Here is a 20961-nt window from a genome sequence, read left to right on the forward strand (position 1 = left end):
AAAAGGAACAATCGGAAACAGCAATAGAACCAAATACCATAATTATCCGATTTCGTATGAAGCTAACAGCATTCGCGTTAACGGTTGGCATAATTTTCTTTTTAATTTTTGCATATCACGATTTGCATGACAACTTTAATTTGATACTTGGTGCATTAGTATTGTGTCTATTGTTAGGAGGCTTCTTACAGTTTAGTAAAAAGAAATCGAACTCGGTTGTCAAAAATATAGGGTGGGGAGTTTTATATGGCGCGTTGACCATTCTTATACTAACAATAGCCTTTATACTTATTTATGTGTACAGTCAATAACTTTGAATTTGGCTTATTTCCAGACTCGGAATCAAAACGGCGTACAACAGTGTGTTTATAAAATTGTGGCTGGACAGGAAGCATTCGGCTAAAAATCGCTATTTTGCTTTTGTGGTTAATTGAAACTGACGTTTTTCAATTGCCACAACTTCATAAACACTTTAACGTTGGCCTAATAAAAACAAAAAGGACCCGTTGCTTTAAATGAAGCAACTGGGCCTTTGTGCGGCTGCCGAAACTAGCCCTGTGCCTGAATGGCCGTCAGCAGCACCGTGTTGTAGATGTCATCGACGGTGCAGCCGCGGCTCAGGTCGTTGACGGGCTTGTTCAGGCCCTGCAGCATCGGGCCGATGGCCAGGGCGCCGGTTTCGCGCTGCACGGCTTTGTAGGTGTTGTTGCCGGTGTTCAGGTCGGGGAAGATGAGCACGCTGGCTTGGCCGGCTACCGGCGAGCCGGGCAGCTTCTGCTGGCCCACGGCCGGGTCCACGGCGGCGTCGTACTGGATAGGGCCTTCCACCAGCAAATCGGGGCGGAGCTGGCGCACGAGCTGGGTGGCCTGGCGCACCTTGTCCACGTCGGCGCCCTCGCCGGACGTGCCCGAGGAGTAGGAGAGCATGGCCACCCGCGGCTCGATGCCGAAGCGCCGGGAGCTGTCGGCCGAGGAAATGGCAATTTCGGCCAGCTGCGCGGCGGTGGGGTTGGGGTTCACGGCGCAGTCGCCGAACACCGCCACCCGATCCGGCAGGCACATAAAGAATACCGACGACACCACCGACACGCCCGGCCGCGTCTTGATGAACTGCAGCGCCGGCCGAATGGTGTGCTGCGTGGTGTGCACCGCCCCCGACACCATGCCGTCGGCCAGGCCCTTGTACACCATCATCGAGCCGAAATACGACACGTCGGTCATCAGGTCGCGGGCCATTTCCAGGGTTACGCCCTTGCTGCGGCGCAGCGCAAACAGGGTTTCGGCGAAGTCCTGGAACAGCGCGGAGTTGGCCGGATCGAGCAGCTGCACGCGCTGCGGATCCAGGGGCCGGCCGAGGCGCTTGGCGGCGGCCAGCATCTGGGTCGGGTCGCCGAGGATGGTGAGGCTCACCACGTCCTGCTCCAGCAGGCGGGCCGCCGCGCGCAGCACCCGGTCGTCGTTGCCCTCGGGTAGTACAATGTGCTTGCGCTGGCTGCGCGCCCACTGCAGCAGCTGGTACTGGAACATGTGGGGCGTGAGGCCGCGGGGCGCAAACGTGCTGAGCTGCTCCAGCAGGCGTGGCGCATTGAGGTGGCGCTCAAACGTCTGGATGGCCAGCCGGATTTTCTTGGTTTGCTGCGGCCCGATGCGCGCCTGAATGTTGCCGATGCGGGTGGTGGTCTGGAACGTGCCGGCCTCAATCAGCAGGATGGGCACGGCCGTGGGCAGGCCCTCGATGAGGCGCAGCACCGAGTTTTCGGGCCGGTAGCCGCCTGTGAGTACCAGCCCCGCCACGCGCGGGTAGTTGGCCGATAGGTTGGCCTGCAGCGCCGTCAGAATCAAATCGGCCCGGTCGCCGGGCGTGATGATGAGCACGTTTTCCTGGAGCCGCATCAGAAAGTTGGGCACCTGCATCGAGCCGTTGATGAAGTGGTCGACGGGGTTGGCGAGCTGGTCCTGCCCGAACAGCAATTCCCCGCCCAGCTGGTCGTGAATTTCCTGCATGGTGGGGCTGCGCAGGGCCGGGCTTTCCGGAATGAGGGCCAGCTGGGTTTCGGGCGGCAGCTGGTCGCGCAGGACGGCGCGCACCTCGTCCACTTGCTCCGGGGCCACGCGGTTAAGCACCAAAGCCAGCACTTGCACCTCGCTTTCCAGCGCATCGCGGCGGATGGACAGGGCAGCGTTGACGAGCTGCTCCACGGTTTTGCCCAGCCCCGAAATCAGCAGCACCACCGGCACGCTCAGGTTGCGGGCTACCTGCCAGTTGAGGTCCAGCTCCAAAGCCAAGCTGCTGCCCACAAAGTCGGTGCCTTCCACTACCACGAAATCGTGGGCGGCTTCCAGCTGCTTGAAGCGGTGGATGATGGTGTCGAGCAGCTCCCCGGCGCGGCCACCCTCCACCATGCGCAGCGCCTCCTGGCCGGTGGTTGCGTAGGTTTCGGGGTAGGCGAGGGGCAGCTGGAAGTGCTGCAGCACCGTCTGGATGTGGTAGTCGGGCTGGCCGTCGGCGAGGGGCGTGATGATGGGCTTGAAGTAGCCCACCCGCTGCGCCTGCCCCAGCAGTAGGTGCACCAGCCCCAGCGTCACAACGGATTTGCCGCTGTAGGGCTCGGCAGTGGCAATGTAAACGGCTTTGCTCATGGAGTAGTCAAGAGTTATCAGAAGCCCTTACGGATGCGGGGTAAGGTAGGGCTGAAGTAGTCGGCAGCGTTACTTACCCTGCCTATGCCCAGCGCGGCCCGCTGCGCTCTGCACGACGGTCTTTTCGAATTCCCAGTGCGTTAAGAATGCCAGCCTCACCGCTGCAACACCTTCACCAGCTCCGGACTATCGAACATGGCAACGGGAGAAATGACCGGCTCACGCAGCGGCAGGCGGTTGCCGTACCTTTCCCGCAGCTTCTGCTGCACGGCGGGGTGGGATAGGTCGAATTCGCGGAGCTGCTGCAGGCGGCCGATGCGGCGGCCGGTGGCCTGCTGATAGGTTTTCCAAAGCAGTTCGGAGCAGTAAATCCGCTCGTTGCTCCAGCCGAAATACAGGTCGTAGGCGCGGCCCTGGTACTGCAGGCCGGTGCGCCGGAGCTGGCGCAGGGTGGAGGGGGTAAGCACCTGGTCCGCATCGCGCAGGCGCTTCACCACAAAATGACTACCCCGGCCGCGCCCAATCCACTGTTCCAGCGGAGTAAGGCGCACCGGCTGCACGGCCTCCAATACCTGCCACTCGCCGCCCTGCCGCAACAACATGCCGCAGTGGCTGTAGGGTGAGTGGGTAGCCAGCTGAATAGCCTGGCTCTGGGCCGAGCGGGAAGTCTGGAAAACCAAATCCCCCTCGCGCAGCTGCAGAGAGATGGACAGAATCGTCAGCTCGCCCCGGTGCCGCCGCTGAAACCGACTAAACCGGTGCCGCAGGTATGTGGCAGACACGGCGGCTACAATCAACAGTAGGGCCAGCGCAATGGATAAGGGGCGACGCATACGCATTGGGAGGCTGAGGAAGCAAGAACGTCTTTCGCTGCAGAAATCTTCGGTCCGGTTTCAGTTGTGAGCCGCTGGTGCCAGCGTATCAGGTTTAACTGCCTGCCTTAGTGTGGTCACTCGAGTAAAGTGCTGTATTGTGGCAAGAGCGGCTCTCTTATGCGCATAAGGCCCATAGAATTGCAGTCCAATCCAGAACAGCATGAGCAAGAAAAGCAGTACGGTTGGTATCAGAGCTAATAAGTAGAGGGTATGGTACAGAACACGCTTCATTTCAAATACTATACAAAAGCATCATGCTGAGCTGGCCAAAGTATTTCTACTGAATGTCTATGTTCGGTAGAGATGCTTCGGCAAGCTCAGCATGACGTTGAGTTTACTTCAGATGTTTCTGTATTCCTACGTCAGCATGCCGCCATCCACCTGGAGCACTTGGCCGGTGATGTACGACGAATCATCGGAGGCCAGGAAGGCAGTGGCTTTGGCAATATCCTCGGGCTTGCCGCCGCGCTTCAGCGGAATAGCCTTGCGCCACTCATCCACCTGCTTGGGGTCGAGGGCATCGGTCATTTCGGTTTCGATGAAGCCAGGTGCAATGGCGTTGCAGCGGATGTTACGGGAGCCCAACTCCAGCGCCACCGACTTCGTGAAGCCGATGATACCCGACTTGGAAGCCGCGTAGTTGGCCTGGCCCGCGTTGCCCTTGATGCCTACCACCGAGGTCATGTTGATGATGCTGCCGGCTTTGGCGCGCATCATGGGCTTGGTGGCCGCCTTGGTCAGGTTAAACACCGACTTCAGGTTCACGGCAATTACCTGGTCCCACTGCTGCTCGCTCATGCGCATGAGCAGGCCATCTTGCGTAATGCCGGCGTTGTTCACCAGAATGTCCAGTTTGCCGAACTCGGCCACCACATCGTCCACCAGCTTCTCGGCTTCGGCGTAGATGGAAGCGTCGGAGCGGAAGCCTTTCACTTTGGTGCCGTGGGCCGCCAGCTCCTGTTCCAGCTGCTGGCCTTTCTCCACGCTGGATAGGTAGGTGAAGGCCACCTGAGCGCCCTGCTGGGCAAAATATACCGCAATGGCGCGGCCAATTCCTTTGGAAGCGCCCGTAATCAGGGCCACTTTTCCGTCGAGCAGTTGAGTCATGGGGCGAAGATAGGTTTTCTGGTTTATGGTAATTGGTTTTTGGTTTGTGGGTGGAATGCCGAATCCTTGCCATCTTCGGCGCTAGTTGCGGGAGTCTGGAACAACCAAAAACCAAAAACCAGCAACTAAAACCCCACCCAATGACCGATATCTGCATTCTGGGGGCCGGACCGGGCGGGGCCACGGCTGCCCTGCACCTGGCCAACGCCGGCCACCCTTGCCTGCTGCTGGATAAAGCCACCTTCCCCCGCGACAAAGTGTGCGGCGACGCCCTCAGCGGCAAAGTCATCAGCGAGCTGCGGCGCATAGGGGAGAAGCTGCCGGCCCGGCTGGCCGCCGAACCCATGCAGTTGCCCAGCTGGGGCATTGATTTCTACGCCCCCAACGGCCGCCGCCTGGCCGTGCCCTTCAAGCCCCGTTACAACCCCACCCTCGACCAGTCTGCCGGCCACATCAGCAAGCGTGTCCACTTCGATAACTTCCTCATCGAAGAAGTGCGCCGCCGCCCCGAAATCGACCTCCGCGAAAACACCGAGGTGGCCCGCCACGAGCAGCTGCCCGACGGCCGCTGGCGGCTGCTGGCCGCCGATGGCCAGGAAATTACCACCTGCCGGCTGCTGCTGGTAGCCAACGGGGCGCAGTCGCACTTTGCGCGGGTAGTGGGCGGCCACGAGCTGGAGCCCGCCCACCACTGCGCCGGCCTGCGGGCCTACTACCGGGGCGTGCAGGGCCTGCACCCCGATAATTTCATCGAGCTGCACTTCATCAGGGAGTTTCTGCCGGGCTACCTCTGGGTGTTTCCGCTGCCCAACGGCGAGGCCAACGTGGGCGTAGGCATGCTCACCGAAGCCGTATCCCGGAAGAAAGTAAAGCTGCGCGAGCGGCTGGAGGAAATGCTACACACCCACCCCGCCCTGAAAGACCGGTTTGCCACCGCCGAACGGCTGGGCCCGGTGCGGGGCTTCGGGCTGCCGTTGGGCTCCAGGCGCCGCCCGCTCTCCGGTCCCGGCTACCTGCTGCTCGGCGACGCCGGCTCCCTCATCGACCCGTTCAGCGGGGAAGGCATCAGCCACGCCATGGTATCGGGCCGCCACGCCGCCGACTGGGCCGCCCGGGCCCTGGCCGCGCAGGATTTCTCCCCGGCCTTCCTGAAAGGCTACGACGCGGCCGTATACAACCGCCTCTGGCAGGAGCTACGCCTGAGCCGGGCCATGCAGCGGCTGCTGAACTACCCTTGGGTGTTCAATTTCGTCGCTAATCGTGCCGCCAACAACCCCACCCTGGCCGAGACCATCAGCAACATGTTCCTCGACCTAGACCTGCGCGAGCGGCTGCGCCAACCCAGCTTCTACCTGAAACTGCTGCTGGGCAAATAAGCCCGGCATTGTAAGCGGAACAAAGCAACCGGAGGACAGCGCAGCTGATCCTTCTTTTTCAAGGCACAAACCGTAAGAAAAGCAAAAAGCCCCTGACGTCCGTGCTGGCGTCAGGGGCTTTTTAGTAAAGGAAGGATGGCGCCTTGAAAGGACAGATTACTTCGCTCCGCTCGCAATGGTGGTTATTTACCCGCGTAGCGGCGCAGGCTCTTTTCGGCCTCCGGATTAAGCTGGGCTGCTTTTTCCAGGTCGGCTTTGGCTTCGGCGGGCTTGTTGATGGAAGCGTAGCTAATGCCCCGGTACTCGTAAGCATCTGCGTAGTTGGGGTCGATGCTGATGGCTTTAGCGAAGTCCGGTACGGCCCCTTTGAAGTTGAACAGCTGCATCTTGGCCGCCCCCCGCCCGAAATAGGCTTCCTTGTCAGTAGGATTGTATTTCACCGCTTTGCTGAAATCCACAATGGCGGCGCTGTACTCCTTCATTTTCAGACGATTCAGCCCCCGGTTGTAGTACGCCTCAGCACTGGCCGGTTTCAGGCGCAAAGCTGCGTTGTAGTCGGGCATGGCGTCTTTGTAATCTTTCAGATGGCTTTTGGCCTTGGCCCGCATCAGCAGCGCGTCGTAGTCGCGGGGCTTTACTTTCAGCTTCTGGTCGGCCACCCGGATTTCGTCTCGGTAGTCGGCGTTGGTTTTGCGGGTAGCGGCTTCTACCGGCAGCGGAGTGGCCGCAGCCACCGAGGCTACTGCCGTAGCTTCCGGGGAATAGGGACGGGCCGCCGAATCGGCCCGCTGCGCTACTGCCGTTTCGCGGGATACATTGCGGGCGGCGGAAGTGGGGCGCTCCACGTCGGCGGTGGTGCCCCGGGCGCACGCTCCGGCCAGTAACAGAGTAGCGCCGGCAAGTAGGGAGAGTATGGGTAATTTCATGAGTATGAGCAGGAAAAGGGGCAGAATGCAGCCATCCGGAAATGTGACAACGGCCCTTGTACGCACCCCGCGGGGTAAAGGCTGAGCCGCGGCACAAAATTTTGTCGGGGTGCGTTTGGCTACCAACCCACTGGCAGCGTGGCATAGTAGTGCGCCCTGCCTATCTTTGCCCGGCCTTTCCTGCGCCTAGCTAGTAAGGGGTGGCTCTTCTTTCCTCACCTTCAATTGAACACAATATGGCATTGCAATACGACCTGGTCGTTATCGGCAGCGGCCCCGGCGGTTACGTAGCCGCCATCCGGGCTTCGCAGCTGGGCTTGAAAGTAGGCGTGGTGGAGCGCGAGTCGCTCGGCGGAATCTGCCTGAACTGGGGCTGTATTCCAACCAAAGCCCTGCTCAAGAGCGCCCAGGTATTCGAGTACCTCAACCATGCCAAAGACTACGGCCTCACGGCAGAAGGAATAGGCTATGATTTCGGGGCCGTTATCCAGCGCAGCCGGGGCGTGGCCGATGGCATGAGCAAGGGTATCAACTTCCTGTTCAAAAAGAATAAGATTGACGTGGTTTCCGGCTCCGGCAAAGTGCTGGCTCCCGGTAAAGTAGAGGTAACCAAGGCTGATGGCGGCAAGGAAACCGTAGAAGCCAAGCACATTATCCTGGCTACCGGGGCCCGCTCCCGTGAGCTGCCCGCTTTGCCCATTGATGGCAAGAAAATCGTTGGCTACCGCCAGGCTATGGTGCTGCCCGAGCTGCCCAAGCGGCTGGTGGTAGTAGGCTCCGGCGCCATCGGCGTGGAGTTTGCCTACTTCTACCGCACCATGGGCTCGGAGGTAACGGTAGTGGAGTACCTGCCTCGCATTGTGCCCGTAGAGGACGAGGAAGTAAGCCGGCAGATGGAGAAATCCTTCAAGAAAATCGGCGTGAACGTGCTGACCTCGGCCGAGGTAACCAAGGTGGATACCAGCGGCCAGGGCTGTAACGTAACCATCAAAACCGCCAAAGGCGAGCAGCAAATTGCCTGCGACGTAGTACTGTCGGCCGCCGGGGTAGTAACCAACCTCGAAAATATCGGCCTCGAAGAGCTGGGCATCAAAGTGGAGAAGGGCCGCATCATCGTCGACGACTTCTACCAGACCAACGTGCCCGGCATCTACGCCATTGGCGACATTGTACCCGGCCCAGCGCTGGCCCACGTGGCCTCGGCGGAAGGCATTATCTGCGTGGAGAAAATTGCCGGCCACCACCCCGAGCCGCTCAACTACCAGAACATTCCTGGCTGCACCTACGCCTCCCCGGAAATTGCCTCGGTAGGCCTCACCGAAGAAGAAGCCAAAAAACAGGGCTACGACATTCTGGTAGGCAAATTCCCCTTCTCGGCCTCGGGCAAGGCCTCCGCAGGCGGGGTGAAGGATGGCTTCGTGAAAGTCATCTTCGACAAGAAGTACGGCGAGTGGCTGGGAGCCCACATGATTGGCTCCAACGTAACCGAAATGATTGCCGAGGTGGTGGTAGCCCGCAAGCTCGAAACCACTGGCCACGAAATCATTAAGGCTGTGCACCCGCACCCCACCATGAGCGAAGCCGTGATGGAAGCCGCTGCGGCTGCCTATGGCGAGGTAATTCACTTGTAAGCAGTTATTTGCGACTAAGTTAAAATTCAAAGGCCCCAACCACGCGCGTGGCTGGGGCCTTTTGCTATATGTACGCATCTACTCACGTATCCTCTGTCTGCTATGTTTAAACTTCCTTCCTTTACCGCGCTTTTCTTGTGTGGCATCATTGGGCTCATTTCCTTCATGGGGGCTACCATCTGGGGCATGGATCATTTCTATGGCACTACTACTAAGGCCTTGGTGGATGTCATGACTTTCGTGCGGCTGTTAGGGCTGTTCATATCCGTAATGGCACCGCTGCTGATGCTGCTGAAATTGTTCCGTAAAGCAGATAACCACATGCAAGGGTAACGCCTCAGGGTAGGTTTCAGGCTTCTAACTGTTTGCTTTAGCCTGTAGTCGTTCCTGTGCGAAGTGACGAATAGAAAAGAGCGCCACAACCCTGGGTTGTGGCGCTCTTTTTTGCACCTTCGGCTATTTGTTACTGAGACTATTACATGAAGACAGCTCTCTGGTTATCCGTCAGCGTGTTTATTATCGGTTTCGGGCTGATTCTGCTGGGCAGCCTGTTCCGCATTCAGCGCTGGGAGGGTGGCTTGGTGCTACTTTTGGGCGGCATGGTGCTACAAAGCAGCGCGCTGATTATTCTGGTAGTGCAATTTGTGCGCAACTACCGTTCCCGGCAGCAACCCTGAGCTACGCCTGGCGGCCGTATTTCTGCTTGATGAAATCCAACATGCCTTGGCTGTGCGCATCGTCGGCGGTTTTGGTGGCTTCCTGTTTCCAGAGCGCCTCTACCAGCAACAGCAGCAGCTCGGTTTCTTTGTCGGGGTCGGCGTAGCCCAGCTTTTTGAAGGCCTCGCGTAGCAGAGTCGGTACCGGCTTCATAAACCGCTCGTGCTGCTGCCGGGCCATTTCCGAGTCAGCCAGCCGGTATTGCAGCTTCCAGAAGTAGGGTTCGGCCTGAACCAGCTTGAAGGGTAGCTCGATTACGCTGTATATAAATTCCAGGGGATTTGGCTCGCCCAGGCCCCCACGGTTATCCTCAATGATGCGCTTGTAGCCATTGCGAATAACAAACTCCAGTAATTGGTCTTTGGAGCCAAAATGCTTGAAAATGAGGGCTTCAGAAACTCCGGCGGCCTTGGCAATCAACTGCGTCGATGTGTTTTCGAAGCCTTTGTCCCCAAAGAGCTGCAATGCTACATCGGCAATGTGCTGTTTGCGGTTTGTCATAAATCGGTTGGTTTAGCGCGGCGAAGTGAGACGGGAGCTGCGGGCACAGGAGGCCATTGAAGCCGCAAGTTCGGGCTCTAGCCGCTAAAAATGCGTTTTTTTTCAAAAAAGCCGCAGGAGTTTCCCAAATGTGGTGCGGAGCTCCAAACAGAAGCCGGCCGACTCGGAGGATCCGAATCGGCCGGCTACGTGGTTTTCGAAGACCAGCAGGCGAAAAGCCGGGGGCAAAGTCGCGCGATTTTCGAAAGGGCCGGCTGAGGGTGGGAGTACAGCCGGATGAACAGAGCGTGGGAATTGCTAATCGGAAGCTAGTGGGATTCGCTACCGTTAGTAGGACAATATTACGGAAGGATTACGACTTCAGTAAGTATTGGCTTACTTTTTTTTGTAAGTAATCACTCACCATTGTGATTGATGCGTATAACTGGCTAATATTTAGATAATTAAGCAGTATGTATATAATTTTGTCATTGCATATTGGACGGACGTTAAGTTGATTTATTCTGCAATACGCATGAAGAAACTATCTGGCGAGTGGCTGAACAGGGTGGTAAATACTGGTATCCGCACCTGATTGCATTACTACTTCCGGCAGTCCTACTCACCGCTACTCAGCCGGCTTCCCGCCCGGAACCGGGCCACTTTTGCCCGAATTTCTACCAGCCCTAAGTTGTGTATGCTGCCTAGGTGAGTGGTCTGGAACTGTTGGTGGGGCACGTAGGTGCCGTTTTCCACGGCCTCGCCCACCTGCTTATAAGCGGTGCGGAACGGTGTGCCGGCCTGGATAAGCTGGTTAATATTCTCGACGGTAAATACCGCGTCGTACTTTGCCTGGTGCAGCAAATTGGGTTTGATGCGCACCTGAGGCAAAGCAAACAGCACAATGTCCAGAATATCCAAAAACTGCGTCATCGGCTCAAAGAGGATTTCCTTTAGAATCTGAAAGTCGCGGTGGTAGCCGCTGGGCAGGTTACTCGTAGCCAGCATAAGCGTGTTGGGCAGTGCCTGCAGGGCATTACACCGTGCCCGGATCAGCTCGAACACATCGGGGTTTTTCTTGTGGGGCATAATGCTACTGCCCGTAGTAAAGGCCGCCGGCAACTCCACGAAGGCCATGTCCTGTCCATTATAAAGCACCAGGTCGTAGGCCATTTTGGCGAGCGTGGCGGCCATGCCAGCTAATGCAAATGCCACAGTTTTTTCCGTTTTACCACGTAGCATCTGGGCTCCTACGCTACTCACAGCCAGGTTACCAAAACCCATTTCCCGGGTAGTCTGTAGCCGGTCGATGGGGAAGGAGCTGCCAAAGCCGGCACCTGAGCCCAGCGGGTTCTGGTCGGCTACGGTATGGGCGGCTTCAAACAGGGCCAGGTCCAGCAGCAGGTGCTCGGCGTAGGCGGAAAACCACAGCCCAAAGGAGCTGGGCATAGCTGCCTGGAAGTGAGTGTAGCCTGGCATCAGGTCGTGCTGGTGCGCCTCCGCCTTTTGCAACAGTACCTCAACCAGCTCCAGAGTGCGGGCGCCAGCACGCTCGAGGTAGTCCTTCAAAAACAGCTGGATGGCCGTTAGCACCTGGTCGTTGCGGGAGCGAGCCGTGTGAATTTTCTTGCCTGCATCACCGAACTTCTCCGTGAGGTAGTACTCGATTTTGGAGTGTACATCCTCAAAGTCCTCACCGATAATGAACGAGCCCGCCTCCAACTGGGCGGCCAGCTCCTGCAGGCCCTGCTGCAACTGCTGGTTCTCCCCGTCGGATATCAGCCCTGCACCGGCCAGCATGTTGGCCTGGGCCCGGGAGGCCTGCACGTCGAACTGGGCCAGGTACAGATCCAACTCCCGGTCACGGCCGACGGTGAACTGCTCGATTTTCTTATCAACGGCAATGCCTTTATCCCAGATTTTCATGATGTGGTTTCTTAGTAACTCGGGTGAAGTTTCTCGCAGTGTTCCGCAGTGGAAAAGCGCAGTGTTTCGCAGTGTTCAGACGACGCTAGCACACGGCCAAACACTTCATGGAACTCTATAGCTCCAGCCCGTCCAGCAGTTCAACGTAGCCCTGCACGCCGGCCCGGATTTCACTGAGTAGGATGTACTCGTCGGGGGTATGGGAGCGGGCTGAGTCGCCGGGGCCGATTTTGATGGTGGTAAACGGCATCATGCTCTGGTCCGACAGCGTAACGGAACCAAAGGTACGCCGGCCTAAGGCAAGGCCCCGTTGCACCAGCGGATGGGTGAGGGCAATGCGGGAGGAGTTGAGGTGAGTGGAGCGGGGCGTGACGTTGGAAGAAACGTGACGGCGCACCAGCTCTACTACTTCCAGGTTGGAGTACAACTCATTGGTGCGCACATCTACCACAAAGATGCACTGGTCGGGCACCACGTTATGCTGGGACCCGGCCTGAATTTGGGTGACAGTCATTTTTACGGGGCCTAGTAGTTCAGAAACCAACGGAAAGCGAAAGGTTTCGAACCACCGGATGTCGGCTACGGCTTTGTACAGCGCGTTTTCGCCTTCCTCGCGGGCGGCGTGACCGGTGCGGCCGTGGGCCACGCAATCCAGCACCACCAAGCCCTTCTCGGCCACCGCCAGGTCCATCTGTGTCGGCTCGCCCACAATGCCCAGGTGGATGGTGGGCAGTAGCGGCAGCAGCCGGCGGATGCCATCTGCGCCCGACACTTCCTCCTCGGCCGTTATAGCGCAGATGAGGTTGAATGGCGGCGCAGTAGGCTGCTGCTCAAAGTAGAGAAACGTTGCCAGCAGGCACACTGCCGAGGCTCCGGCGTCGTTGCTGCCCAGGCCGGTCAGCCGGTCACCCTCTACCACGGCCCCGAAGGGGGCGTAGGTCCAGGTGCTGCCGGGCTTCACGGTGTCGTGGTGGGAGTTGAGCAGGATGGTAGGCTTGTTGGGGTCGAAATGCCTCGACAGGGCCCACACGTTATTGGCGTCGCGCTGAGGCTGCGCGCCATGCCGTTCCAGAAAAGCCACCAACAAGTCGGCCGTACCACTTTCCTCACGCGAGAAAGAGGGAGTTTGAATAAGTTGCCGCAGCAAGGCAATGGCATCGGTGGTGAGGTGCTCTAGCTCCGGCATAGCACAGTTTTTACGGGCTCATTGATGCGCAGCGCGTGCTCGATAACCACCTGCTCCACTCCGGCTTCCAGGGCGGCAAAGGCATTGTCCAATTTGGGTACCATACCCGCCGCAATGCTGCCTGTGGCCTTCAGCTCCTGGTACTCAGTGGCGGTTAGCTGCGGAATGACGGAGGCCTCGTCGTGCACGTCGCGGAGCACGCCGTCTTTCTCGAAGCAAAAGTGCAGCTCCACCGCATACCGCTCGGCCAGGGCGCGGGCCAGGGTGCTGGCAATGGTATCGGCATTGGTGTTGAGCAGTTGTCCCTGGCCGTCGTGGGTAATGGCGCAGAACACGGGCAGCAAGCCGTTTTTCAGCAGCTGATGCAGTAAATCCGTGTTTACCGCGTTGGCGGGAAGGTCGCCTACAAACCCGTAGTCGATATCCTTTACCGGGCGCTTCACCGCCCGGATGGCGTTGCCATCGGCCCCGGATAAGCCCAACGCATTTACACCTTCTGCCTGTAACAGGCTTACCATCTGCTTGTTGGTTTTGCCGGCGTAGAACATCGTGACGATGTCGAGGGTGGCTGCATCGGTGATGCGGCGGCCCTGCACCAGTTGCGGCTCAATACCCAGGTCGCGCAGCATCTGGCTGGCGCCTTTGCCGCCCCCGTGCACCAATAGCTTGTGGCCCGGTACATGGGTCAGCGCCCGCAGGAACTGTCGCAACTGGGCGTCATCATCAATGATGCCGCCCCCGATTTTAAAAATTTTCAGGCCTTCACGCATAAAGTCAGGGAAAGAAAAAACAGGCGCTGTAGTTCAGCAAGGGCCAAAATGCAGGTTCTGGTTGCCGGTTGTTCTACGGAAGTCGGCCCGGCAACGAAACTTTTTTTGCACTCAGAGCGACAAAGTTTCCAAAAAAAAACATCTAGTTTTGCAACGATTTAGCGGTTTAAACGATTTAAACCGCGAAACACCTCACGCCGCTCAGCGGCTGCCGTCAATGACTCACTTCTCTTCAATTGCACTTCTGCGACGACCAGCACTGGTTGTGCGAACAATGCCAGCGTAGGCTGGCGTGCAATGCTTCGCGTAAGGTTTCAGCAGTACCGAAACCAGCGAAAAGGGGCCACCACCATAAGTGCCCTGTTGAAGAAAGTTTTTCCTGCATAACTCCTTGACACGAGTGTAGGCCTCCGGCTCCCTTCTCCCGAATCCATGCTGACCTAAGCCGCCAATTGGGCGCACTCAGCCGGTTTCTATCTTTTTCCAGGCTTTTTCTTCCGGTGCCGATTCTGCTCGGCTGGCCGTGGAGCCTTGGCTGCTTGTTTACACAAGCTTCATCTTCCCGTATCGTCTTTCCGAGTCTGTTGCCGTATACCAGCGGCCACTAACCGAGCCCCGACCATGATTTTACGTGTAGCTACTGCTGCCGATGCGCAGCACGTGGAAACCCTCTGTCAATGGTATGCCGAGTCAGCCAAAGCGCGTGGCGTCGGTATTGCCAAGCGCGACCCTAACTATTTGATTAAGAAGATGGATCGGGGCGACGCCATCATTGCCTTCATCGACGACCAGCTGGCCGGCTTCTGCTACATCGAGACGTTCGAGGACAACAAGTTCGTTGTCAACTCGGGGCTGATTGTGAACACCGAGCTGCGCAAGGAAGGTCTGGGCCGGGCCATCAAGCACTGCGTGTTCGAATTGTCGCGCACGAAGTATCCGGCCGCCAAGATCTTCGGTATTACCACTTCGGCGGCCGTAATGAAGATCAACAACGAGTTGGGCTACCGCCCCGTGACCTTCCCTGAGCTGACGCAGTCGGACGACTTCTGGAAGGGCTGCTCCAGCTGCAAAAACTACGGCATCCTGATGGAAAACCAGCGCAAAATGTGCCTGTGCACCGGTATGGTGTACGATACGCTGGACGACAGCTTCACGCAGCAGTCCATTGAAATTCTGGCGCAGAAGCAGTAATCGGTAATCACCAGAACGTCATGCTGAGCTTGCCGAAGCATCTCTACCGCTTCGTGCTCAAGAGTGAGTTAGCAAGAGTGAGTTAGCCAGAGGTAGAGATGCTTCGGCAAGCTCAGCATGACGTTCTTTTTCCCATAACATCAGCACGCGAGATGCTTCGGCAAGCTGAGCATGACGTTCTCATAATCTTCAGCACTCCATGAAAAAAAAGGTAGTTCTCGCCTATAGCGGCGGCTTGGATACGTCTTATTGCGTGGTGTACCTAACCCGCGAGCTGGGTCTGGAAGTCCACACGGTGATTGTCAACTCGGGCGGCTTCTCGCCAGAGGAACTGGCCGGTATCGAAAAGCGTGCCTACGAAATGGGCTCCACGCGCCACGAGGTGATTGACGTAACCGAGCGGTTCTACCAGCAGTGCCTGCGCTACCTGCTGGCCGGCAACGTGCTCAAAAACGACACTTACCCGTTGAGCGTGAGTGCCGAGCGGATGTTTCAGAGCCTGGCGCTGGCCGAGTACGCCCGCGAGAACAAGGCCGACTACATTGCCCACGGCAGCACCGGTGCCGGCAACGACCAAGTGCGCTTCGACGTGGCCTTCTCGGTGATTTCGCCCGACACCGAAATCATCACGCCCATCCGCGACCTAGGCCTTTCGCGCCAGCAGGAAATTGAGTATTTGCAAGCCAACGGCGTGGAGATGAGCTGGGAAAAAGCCAAATACTCTATCAACAAGGGTATCTGGGGCACCAGCGTGGGCGGCGTGGAAACCCTCACCTCCCGCCAGGGCCTGCCCGAGTCGGCCTGGCCGACTCAGCTCAGCAAGCACGAGCCCCAGGAAATCAGCATCACCTTTGAGAAAGGCGAGCCGGTGGCTTTAAACGGCGAAGCAATGAAGCCGGTGGACCTGATTGTGGCTCTCAACGAGCTGGCCGGCCAGTACGCCATCGGCCGCGACACCCACGTGGGCGACACGATTCTGGGCATCAAGGGCCGGGTGGGCTTCGAGGCCCCCGCGCCGCTGATTCTCATCAAAGGCCACCACTTGCTGGAAAAGCACACGTCCAGCCGCTGGCAGCTGCTGCACAAGGACTACATCGCCAACTGGTACGGCACGCTGCTGCACGAGGCCCAGTACCTCGACCCGGTGATGCGCGACATGGAAGCCTTCCTGGAATCGTCGCAGGAGCGGGTGTCGGGCACGGTGTACGTGACGTTGAAGCCGTATCAGTTCGAGCTGCTGGGTGTGGAGTCGCCGTTTGATATGATGCAGTCGAAGGTGGCTACCTACGGCGAGGAAAACAACGCTTGGGACTCGCGCGACGCGAAAGGCTTCATCAAAATCTTCAGCAACCAGCTGCGGATTCACGGCTCGTTCAACGATGAAAATTAAGGCTGGCATCGTCGGCGGGGCCGGCTACACGGCGGGGGAGCTGCTGCGGATTCTGCTGCACCACGAGTTTGTGGAGCTGGGCGGCATCGTGAGTTCCTCCAACGCTGGCAACCCCATCCACCAAGTGCACGACGATCTGGTGGGCGAGACGGAGCTGCGTTTCACGGCTGAGCTGCAGGGCGACGAGGACGTGGTGTTTCTGTGCCTGGGCCACGGCAACTCCAAGGCCTGGCTGACCCAGCACCCGATGCCCGAAACTACCCACGTCATCGACCTGAGCAACGACTTCCGCCTGGAAGCCGACGCCGAGTTTGCGGGCCGGGAGTTTGTGTACGGGCTGCCGGAGCTGAACAAAAGCCAAATCCAGCAGGCCCAGAGCATTGCCAACCCCGGCTGCTTCGCCACGGCCATTCAGCTGGCGCTGCTGCCGCTGGCCCAGGCCGGCAAGCTCCAGAACGACGTGCACGTATCGGCCATTACGGGCAGCACGGGCGCGGGGCAGAGCCTCTCGGAAACGGTGCATTTCTCGTGGCGCACCAACAACGTGTCCATCTACAAGCCCTTCACGCACCAGCATCTGGGCGAGATAGGGGAGAGCCTGGCGCAGCTGCAGCACGCGCTGGACGTAGATATCCACTTCATCCCGTACCGCGGCAACTTCACCCGGGGCATCTTCGCCAGCGTCTACACGCCGTCGGATTTGACCCAGGACGAGGCCCGCGCGCTGTACCAGCAGTTCTACCAGGACGCCCCGTTTACCACGGTATCGGACAAGGAAGTACATCTGAAGCAGGTTGTTAATACCAACAAGTGCCTGCTGCACGTGCAGAAACTCGGCAAGCAGTTGCTCATCACCTCGGTTATCGATAACCTGGTGAAAGGTGCTTCCGGCCAAGCCGTGCAGAACATGAACCTCATCTTCGCCCTGCCCGAAACGACGGGGCTAGGGTTGAAGGCCGGGCTGTTTTAGGCAGAGCGTCATGCTGAGCTTGCCGAAGCATCTCTACCGCTTCGCAAGACCATTGATTACCCTCGGTAGAGATGCTTCGGCAAGCTCAGCATGACGTTCTGTTAGGATGTTCTGTAGGCTTGCTTCTAATTTCTAACCTCTCAGCTCTCACATCTATACCATGGAGCTTTTCAACGTGTATCCGCTCGTCAACATCACGCCCGTGAAGGCGCTGGGGGCGAAACTCTGGGACGACAAAGGCCAGGAGTACCTGGATTTTTACGGCGGGCACGCCGTTATCAGCATCGGCCACAGCCACCCGCACTACGTGCAGCGCCTCACCGAGCAACTCGGCAACATCGGCTTCTACTCCAACTCGGTGCAGATTCCGATTCAACGGGAGCTGGCCGAGAAGCTGGGCCGGGTATCGGGCTACGAGGATTACACGCTGTTTCTGTGCAACTCCGGGGCCGAGGCCAACGAGAATGCGCTGAAGCTGGCTTCCTTCCACACCGGGAAGAAGCGCGTCATAGCATTCCGGGGCGCGTTCCACGGCCGCACCTCGGGCGCGGTAGCCGCCACCGACAACCCCAAAATCGTGGCGCCCTTCAACGCCGACCACCACATCAGCTTCCTGGAGTACGATCTGGCGGCGGTGGAGCAGGTGCTGCAGGGCGGCGACGTGTGCGGGGTCATCATCGAGCCCATCCAGGGCGTGGGCGGTATCATCATGCCTTCTGATGAATTCCTGCAAGGCTTGGCTGCGCTGACCAAACAATATGGCGCGCTGCTGCTGGCCGATGAGGTGCAGAGCGGTTACGGCCGCAGCGGCAGGTTCTTCGCCCACCAGCACGCCGGTATCCGGCCCGACGTTATTTCGGTGGCCAAGGGCATGGGCAACGGCTTCCCCATCGGCGGCATCCTGATTGCGCCCGAGCTGAAGGCGTCCTACGGGTTGCTGGGTACCACGTTTGGCGGCAACCACTTGGCCTGCGCTGCCGCGCTGGCCGTGCTGGAAGTTATTGAGCAGGAAAACCTGGTGCAGCACGCCGCCGAGCTGGGCGACTACCTGCGCACGGAGTTGGAAGCCCACGCCGGGGCCGAGGAAATCCGGGGCCGGGGCCTGATGGTGGGCATCAAGTACGATTTCCCCATCAAGGACCTGCGCGACCAGCTGCTCTCGGAGCACCACATCTTCGTGGGCAACGCCTCCGACCCCACGGTGCTGCGCCTGCTGCCCCCGCTGAATATCACCAAGGCCGAGGTAGACCGGTTTTTGCAGGCGCTGTACGCATTAATTCCGGCCGAAGTGAAAAAGTAAACGACCTGTGGCCTAACTTGCAGCCCCAATGAGTAGCACCCTGAAGCTCCCGAGCCCCGCTCCCCTTCTGACAAGCTGCCCGCTGCCATTGGTGACTCCTGCGCAGCAACCGGCCAGTTCTTTCCACGAAAGAACAGCCTCCCCCTTTTCCTTCCAGCAGTTGTGCCCGCCCGACTTCCCGATGCCTGACATCTGGAAGTGGCAGGGTGCGGGACCGATTGATTTAGTTTCTTTCTCTCCCGTTTGGCTTACCTCCTTGTTCGGCTGGAATAGACCCCCGGTATTCGGTTCTGTTCCAGCCGAAATTGTATCCGGGCGGTTCCGACCCCCGGCCCCTCCCCTCCGGGAGAGGGGTGCGTGCCAACAAACAACGACCTCGTTACTGCTGTCTGGCTCCCCCTCTCCCGGAGGGGAGGGGGCCGGGGGGTGGGGTCCACGCAGAAAATCAATCATCAGAGTAAACCCTTTTTCGCATAACAGAGTGGAAAACGCTAAATCGGTAAAACTCGTCCTCGAAGACGGTACTGAAATCCAGGGCCAGTCGTTCGGCGCCTTCACCTCCGCCGCGGGCGAGGTGGTATTCAGCACGGCCATGACCGGCTACCCCGAAAACCTCACCGATCCGTCCTTCGCCGGGCAGATTCTGGTGCTGACTTACCCCATCGTGGGCAACTACGGCGTGCCGGGCGAGGAGCTGTACGAGTCGATTTCCAAGATTTTCGAGTCGGACAAGATTCACATTGCCGGCCTGGTAGTCAACTACTACTCCGAGGAGCACAGCCACTGGAACGCCGCCAAAAGCCTGGGCGACTGGCTGGCCGAGTACAACATCCCCGGCATCTGCGGCGTGGACACGCGCATGCTCACCAAGAAGCTGCGCGAGAAGGGCGCCATGCTCGGCAAGATTGTGGCCGAGCAGGACGTGCCCCTGCACGACCCCAACCTGGAAAACCTGGTGGCCCAGGTGAGCCCCCAGGGCGTGCAGCACTACGGCACGGGCCAGCACAAAATAGTGCTGGTAGACTGCGGCACCAAAACCAACATCATCCGCTGCTTCCTGGAGCGCGACGTGGAGCTGATCCGGGTGCCCTGGGACTACGACTTCACCCAGCTCGACTACGACGGCCTGTTCCTGAGCAACGGCCCCGGCGACCCGAAAATGTGCGTGCCCACCATCGAGCACCTGCAAAAGGCGCTGGAGCAGGACAAGCCCATCTTCGGCATCTGCCTGGGTTCCCAGCTCATGGGCCTGGCCGCCGGCGGCGACACGTTCAAGCTCAAGTACGGGCACCGCAGCCACAACCAGCCCGTCAAGCTCACCGGCACCCAGCGCAGCTACATCACCAGCCAGAACCACGGCTTCGCGGTGGACACGGCCACGCTGCCCGCCGAGTGGGACATGCTGTTCGAAAACCTCAACGACGGCACCTGCGAAGGCATCAAGCACAAAACCAAGCCCTTCTTCTCCACCCAGTTCCACCCCGAAGCCGCCGGCGGCCCCCAGGACACGGAGTTTCTGTTTGATGATTTCTTGAAAGCGGTGGTGGAGTATAAAGCCTCGAAGTAATCATGAGTACTTGCAAGTTTCGCTTACTCATACCTACGCTAGCGCTGATATTTTTGAATGCTGGCTGTAGGCAAGAAGCAAAATTTGATAAGGACAAGTGGTGCTCTATGGGTGATATAGGAAGCTTCCCGTATCGTGAGCAAATGGTCGATGATTTGGTTACGCATCATCAACTTAAGGGTCTCACTTACCATCAGCTTCTTGATTCACTGGGTGAGCCGTCAAACTATGGCGAGTCTGACGGCACACTTCGGTATCTAATCATGGAGGATTTTGAATCAGATATTGACCCGGTACATGGCAAAACGCTTGACCTGACATTGGGGCTTGATTCTGTTGTAACTGCTTACAAAGTCACCAAGTGGTAAGCACCCCAGAACGTCATGCTAAGTTTGCCGAATCATCTCTACCATTTCGTTGGCGAATAAGATTGTAATACTCAAACGTACTAGTATACATACCATGCAGTTGAATGGAAAATCATTAAAGAAATGGCTTTTGCTTTTAGTGGCAGGTATAGCCTTTTATTTCTCTTTTGATTTCCTAGACGACTTCTTAGATAAGCAGATGTTGGGTGACCACCCAGAAGTCATTCTTGCGGCCAAGTATGGTGCCAAGACTTCTCCGAGAATACTTAGCCACACGGGAGAAATATTTTCTGAGGAATACAAAATGAATACGCTGGATTCCAAGCAAGACTCGCTTGAACTTGATATCAAGTTAGAAGGCAAGAAGGCAACCGCCATTATTAATACGCGTGCAGTGAAGCAAGTATCTGGTATATGGAACATCTACCGTAGCGACACCACATTCACTGAACAGGCACCACAGCTTGGCCCAACGAAGCGGTAGAGATGCTTCGGCAAGCTCAGCATGACGTTCAGATAAATCCTTTGCCTACGTTCTTTT

The 20961-nt window shown here is 58.1% G+C and carries 19 protein-coding genes; 11 read left to right on the forward strand and 8 right to left on the reverse strand.

Going from position 1 to position 20961, the window contains the following annotated elements:
- Nucleotides 1–549: 549 nt before the first annotated feature.
- From pta to fabG, 3 genes are all read right to left on the reverse strand, one after another.
- Nucleotides 550–2640 (reverse strand): phosphate acetyltransferase, encoded by a 2091-nt coding sequence (gene pta / locus EI290_RS05265; protein ID WP_125427454.1) that lies wholly within the window; start codon nt 2638–2640, stop codon nt 550–552.
- A 155-nt stretch (nt 2641–2795) separates the two neighbouring features.
- Entirely contained in the window at nt 2796–3473 is a 678-nt protein-coding gene (locus EI290_RS05270) for a YiiX family permuted papain-like enzyme (RefSeq protein WP_125427456.1), read from the reverse strand.
- Nucleotides 3474–3872: 399 nt separating this feature from the next.
- Nucleotides 3873–4622, reverse strand: coding sequence for a 3-oxoacyl-[acyl-carrier-protein] reductase (gene fabG / locus EI290_RS05275; RefSeq protein ID WP_125424454.1), 750 nt, complete (start codon nt 4620–4622; stop codon nt 3873–3875).
- A 140-nt stretch (nt 4623–4762) separates the two neighbouring features.
- Between fabG and EI290_RS05280 the strand changes: the two genes are divergently transcribed.
- Nucleotides 4763–5998, forward strand: a complete 1236-nt coding sequence (locus EI290_RS05280) for a geranylgeranyl reductase family protein (RefSeq protein WP_125427458.1) — start codon at nt 4763–4765, stop codon at nt 5996–5998.
- A gap of 182 nt (nt 5999–6180) precedes the next feature.
- Here EI290_RS05280 and EI290_RS05285 read toward each other — a convergent pair whose 3' ends face one another.
- The gene (locus EI290_RS05285) at nt 6181–6924 is read right to left on the reverse strand and encodes a tetratricopeptide repeat protein (protein WP_125427460.1); all 744 of its coding nucleotides are present in this window, start codon (nt 6922–6924) and stop codon (nt 6181–6183) included.
- A gap of 236 nt (nt 6925–7160) precedes the next feature.
- Here EI290_RS05285 and lpdA point away from each other — a divergent pair, with 236 nt between their 5' ends.
- The 3 genes from lpdA to EI290_RS05300 all read left to right on the forward strand — a co-directional run bounded on the left by lpdA (nt 7161) and on the right by EI290_RS05300 (nt 9232).
- Nucleotides 7161–8555: a dihydrolipoyl dehydrogenase gene (gene lpdA, locus EI290_RS05290; RefSeq protein WP_125427462.1), complete on the forward strand. Its 1395-nt coding sequence runs from the start codon at nt 7161–7163 to the stop codon at nt 8553–8555.
- 102 nt (nt 8556–8657) lie between these two features.
- Nucleotides 8658–8888: a hypothetical protein gene (locus tag EI290_RS05295; RefSeq protein WP_125427464.1), complete on the forward strand. Its 231-nt coding sequence runs from the start codon at nt 8658–8660 to the stop codon at nt 8886–8888.
- 146 nt (nt 8889–9034) lie between these two features.
- Nucleotides 9035–9232: a hypothetical protein gene (locus tag EI290_RS05300; RefSeq protein WP_125427466.1), complete on the forward strand. Its 198-nt coding sequence runs from the start codon at nt 9035–9037 to the stop codon at nt 9230–9232.
- A gap of 1 nt (nt 9233) precedes the next feature.
- Here EI290_RS05300 and EI290_RS05305 read toward each other — a convergent pair whose 3' ends face one another.
- The 4 genes from EI290_RS05305 to argB form a co-directional block, all read right to left on the reverse strand.
- The gene (locus EI290_RS05305) at nt 9234–9773 is read right to left on the reverse strand and encodes a TetR/AcrR family transcriptional regulator (RefSeq protein WP_125427468.1); all 540 of its coding nucleotides are present in this window, start codon (nt 9771–9773) and stop codon (nt 9234–9236) included.
- 597 nt (nt 9774–10370) lie between these two features.
- On the reverse strand, nt 10371–11678 hold the full coding sequence (gene argH, locus EI290_RS05310) for an argininosuccinate lyase (RefSeq protein ID WP_125427470.1): 1308 nt from the start codon (nt 11676–11678) through the stop codon (nt 10371–10373).
- A 115-nt stretch (nt 11679–11793) separates the two neighbouring features.
- Nucleotides 11794–12864 carry a M20 family metallo-hydrolase gene (locus EI290_RS05315; RefSeq protein ID WP_125427472.1) on the reverse strand — a complete coding sequence of 357 codons (1071 nt, stop codon included), beginning with the start codon at nt 12862–12864 and terminating at the stop codon, nt 11794–11796.
- The gene (gene argB, locus EI290_RS05320; RefSeq protein ID WP_125427474.1) at nt 12852–13634 is read right to left on the reverse strand and encodes an acetylglutamate kinase; all 783 of its coding nucleotides are present in this window, start codon (nt 13632–13634) and stop codon (nt 12852–12854) included. Before argB ends, EI290_RS05315 begins: the two co-directional genes overlap by 13 nt.
- Before the next feature lie 621 nt (nt 13635–14255).
- On the opposite strand from argB, the gene EI290_RS05325 reads away from it, so the two are divergent.
- The 7 genes from EI290_RS05325 (at nt 14256) to EI290_RS05355 (ending at nt 20904) form a co-directional block, all read left to right on the forward strand.
- Nucleotides 14256–14825: a GNAT family protein gene (locus tag EI290_RS05325; protein ID WP_125427476.1), complete on the forward strand. Its 570-nt coding sequence runs from the start codon at nt 14256–14258 to the stop codon at nt 14823–14825.
- A 199-nt stretch (nt 14826–15024) separates the two neighbouring features.
- Nucleotides 15025–16215 carry an argininosuccinate synthase gene (gene argG / locus EI290_RS05330; RefSeq protein WP_125427478.1) on the forward strand — a complete coding sequence of 397 codons (1191 nt, stop codon included), beginning with the start codon at nt 15025–15027 and terminating at the stop codon, nt 16213–16215.
- Entirely contained in the window at nt 16205–17185 is a 981-nt protein-coding gene (argC, locus tag EI290_RS05335) for an N-acetyl-gamma-glutamyl-phosphate reductase (RefSeq protein WP_125427480.1), read from the forward strand. The genes argG and argC overlap by 11 nt, the downstream gene beginning before the upstream one ends.
- 160 nt (nt 17186–17345) lie before the next feature.
- The gene (locus tag EI290_RS05340) at nt 17346–18485 is read left to right on the forward strand and encodes an aspartate aminotransferase family protein (protein WP_125427482.1); all 1140 of its coding nucleotides are present in this window, start codon (nt 17346–17348) and stop codon (nt 18483–18485) included.
- Between the two features lie 481 nt (nt 18486–18966).
- Complete coding sequence (gene carA / locus EI290_RS05345; protein ID WP_125427484.1) at nt 18967–20052, forward strand: glutamine-hydrolyzing carbamoyl-phosphate synthase small subunit; 1086 nt, start codon at nt 18967–18969, stop codon at nt 20050–20052.
- 2 nt (nt 20053–20054) lie between these two features.
- Entirely contained in the window at nt 20055–20420 is a 366-nt protein-coding gene (locus tag EI290_RS05350) for a hypothetical protein (protein WP_125427486.1), read from the forward strand.
- Between the two features lie 94 nt (nt 20421–20514).
- A complete protein-coding gene (locus tag EI290_RS05355) occupies nt 20515–20904 on the forward strand; it encodes a hypothetical protein (protein WP_125427488.1) in 390 nt (129 codons plus the stop codon).
- Nucleotides 20905–20961 lie beyond the last annotated feature (57 nt).

The organism is Hymenobacter metallilatus, assembly GCF_003944705.1.
GTDB classification, from domain to species: Bacteria; Bacteroidota; Bacteroidia; order Cytophagales; family Hymenobacteraceae; genus Hymenobacter; species Hymenobacter metallilatus.

What these genes read in the sequence shown, in the direction of transcription:
- pta (WP_125427454.1), bottom strand. Translation starts at nt 2,640, where the DNA reads ATGAGCAAAGCCGTTTACATTGCCACTGCCGAGCCCTACAGCGGCAAA.
- EI290_RS05270 (WP_125427456.1), bottom strand. Translation starts at nt 3,473, where the DNA reads ATGCGTCGCCCCTTATCCATTGCGCTGGCCCTACTGTTGATTGTAGCC.
- fabG (WP_125424454.1), bottom strand. Translation starts at nt 4,622, where the DNA reads ATGACTCAACTGCTCGACGGAAAAGTGGCCCTGATTACGGGCGCTTCC.
- EI290_RS05280 (WP_125427458.1), top strand. Translation starts at nt 4,763, where the DNA reads ATGACCGATATCTGCATTCTGGGGGCCGGACCGGGCGGGGCCACGGCT.
- EI290_RS05285 (WP_125427460.1), bottom strand. Translation starts at nt 6,924, where the DNA reads ATGAAATTACCCATACTCTCCCTACTTGCCGGCGCTACTCTGTTACTG.
- lpdA (WP_125427462.1), top strand. Translation starts at nt 7,161, where the DNA reads ATGGCATTGCAATACGACCTGGTCGTTATCGGCAGCGGCCCCGGCGGT.
- EI290_RS05295 (WP_125427464.1), top strand. Translation starts at nt 8,658, where the DNA reads ATGTTTAAACTTCCTTCCTTTACCGCGCTTTTCTTGTGTGGCATCATT.
- EI290_RS05300 (WP_125427466.1), top strand. Translation starts at nt 9,035, where the DNA reads ATGAAGACAGCTCTCTGGTTATCCGTCAGCGTGTTTATTATCGGTTTC.
- EI290_RS05305 (WP_125427468.1), bottom strand. Translation starts at nt 9,773, where the DNA reads ATGACAAACCGCAAACAGCACATTGCCGATGTAGCATTGCAGCTCTTT.
- argH (WP_125427470.1), bottom strand. Translation starts at nt 11,678, where the DNA reads ATGAAAATCTGGGATAAAGGCATTGCCGTTGATAAGAAAATCGAGCAG.
- EI290_RS05315 (WP_125427472.1), bottom strand. Translation starts at nt 12,864, where the DNA reads ATGCCGGAGCTAGAGCACCTCACCACCGATGCCATTGCCTTGCTGCGG.
- argB (WP_125427474.1), bottom strand. Translation starts at nt 13,634, where the DNA reads ATGCGTGAAGGCCTGAAAATTTTTAAAATCGGGGGCGGCATCATTGAT.
- EI290_RS05325 (WP_125427476.1), top strand. Translation starts at nt 14,256, where the DNA reads ATGATTTTACGTGTAGCTACTGCTGCCGATGCGCAGCACGTGGAAACC.
- argG (WP_125427478.1), top strand. Translation starts at nt 15,025, where the DNA reads ATGAAAAAAAAGGTAGTTCTCGCCTATAGCGGCGGCTTGGATACGTCT.
- argC (WP_125427480.1), top strand. Translation starts at nt 16,205, where the DNA reads ATGAAAATTAAGGCTGGCATCGTCGGCGGGGCCGGCTACACGGCGGGG.
- EI290_RS05340 (WP_125427482.1), top strand. Translation starts at nt 17,346, where the DNA reads ATGGAGCTTTTCAACGTGTATCCGCTCGTCAACATCACGCCCGTGAAG.
- EI290_RS05350 (WP_125427486.1), top strand. Translation starts at nt 20,055, where the DNA reads ATGAGTACTTGCAAGTTTCGCTTACTCATACCTACGCTAGCGCTGATA.
- EI290_RS05355 (WP_125427488.1), top strand. Translation starts at nt 20,515, where the DNA reads ATGCAGTTGAATGGAAAATCATTAAAGAAATGGCTTTTGCTTTTAGTG.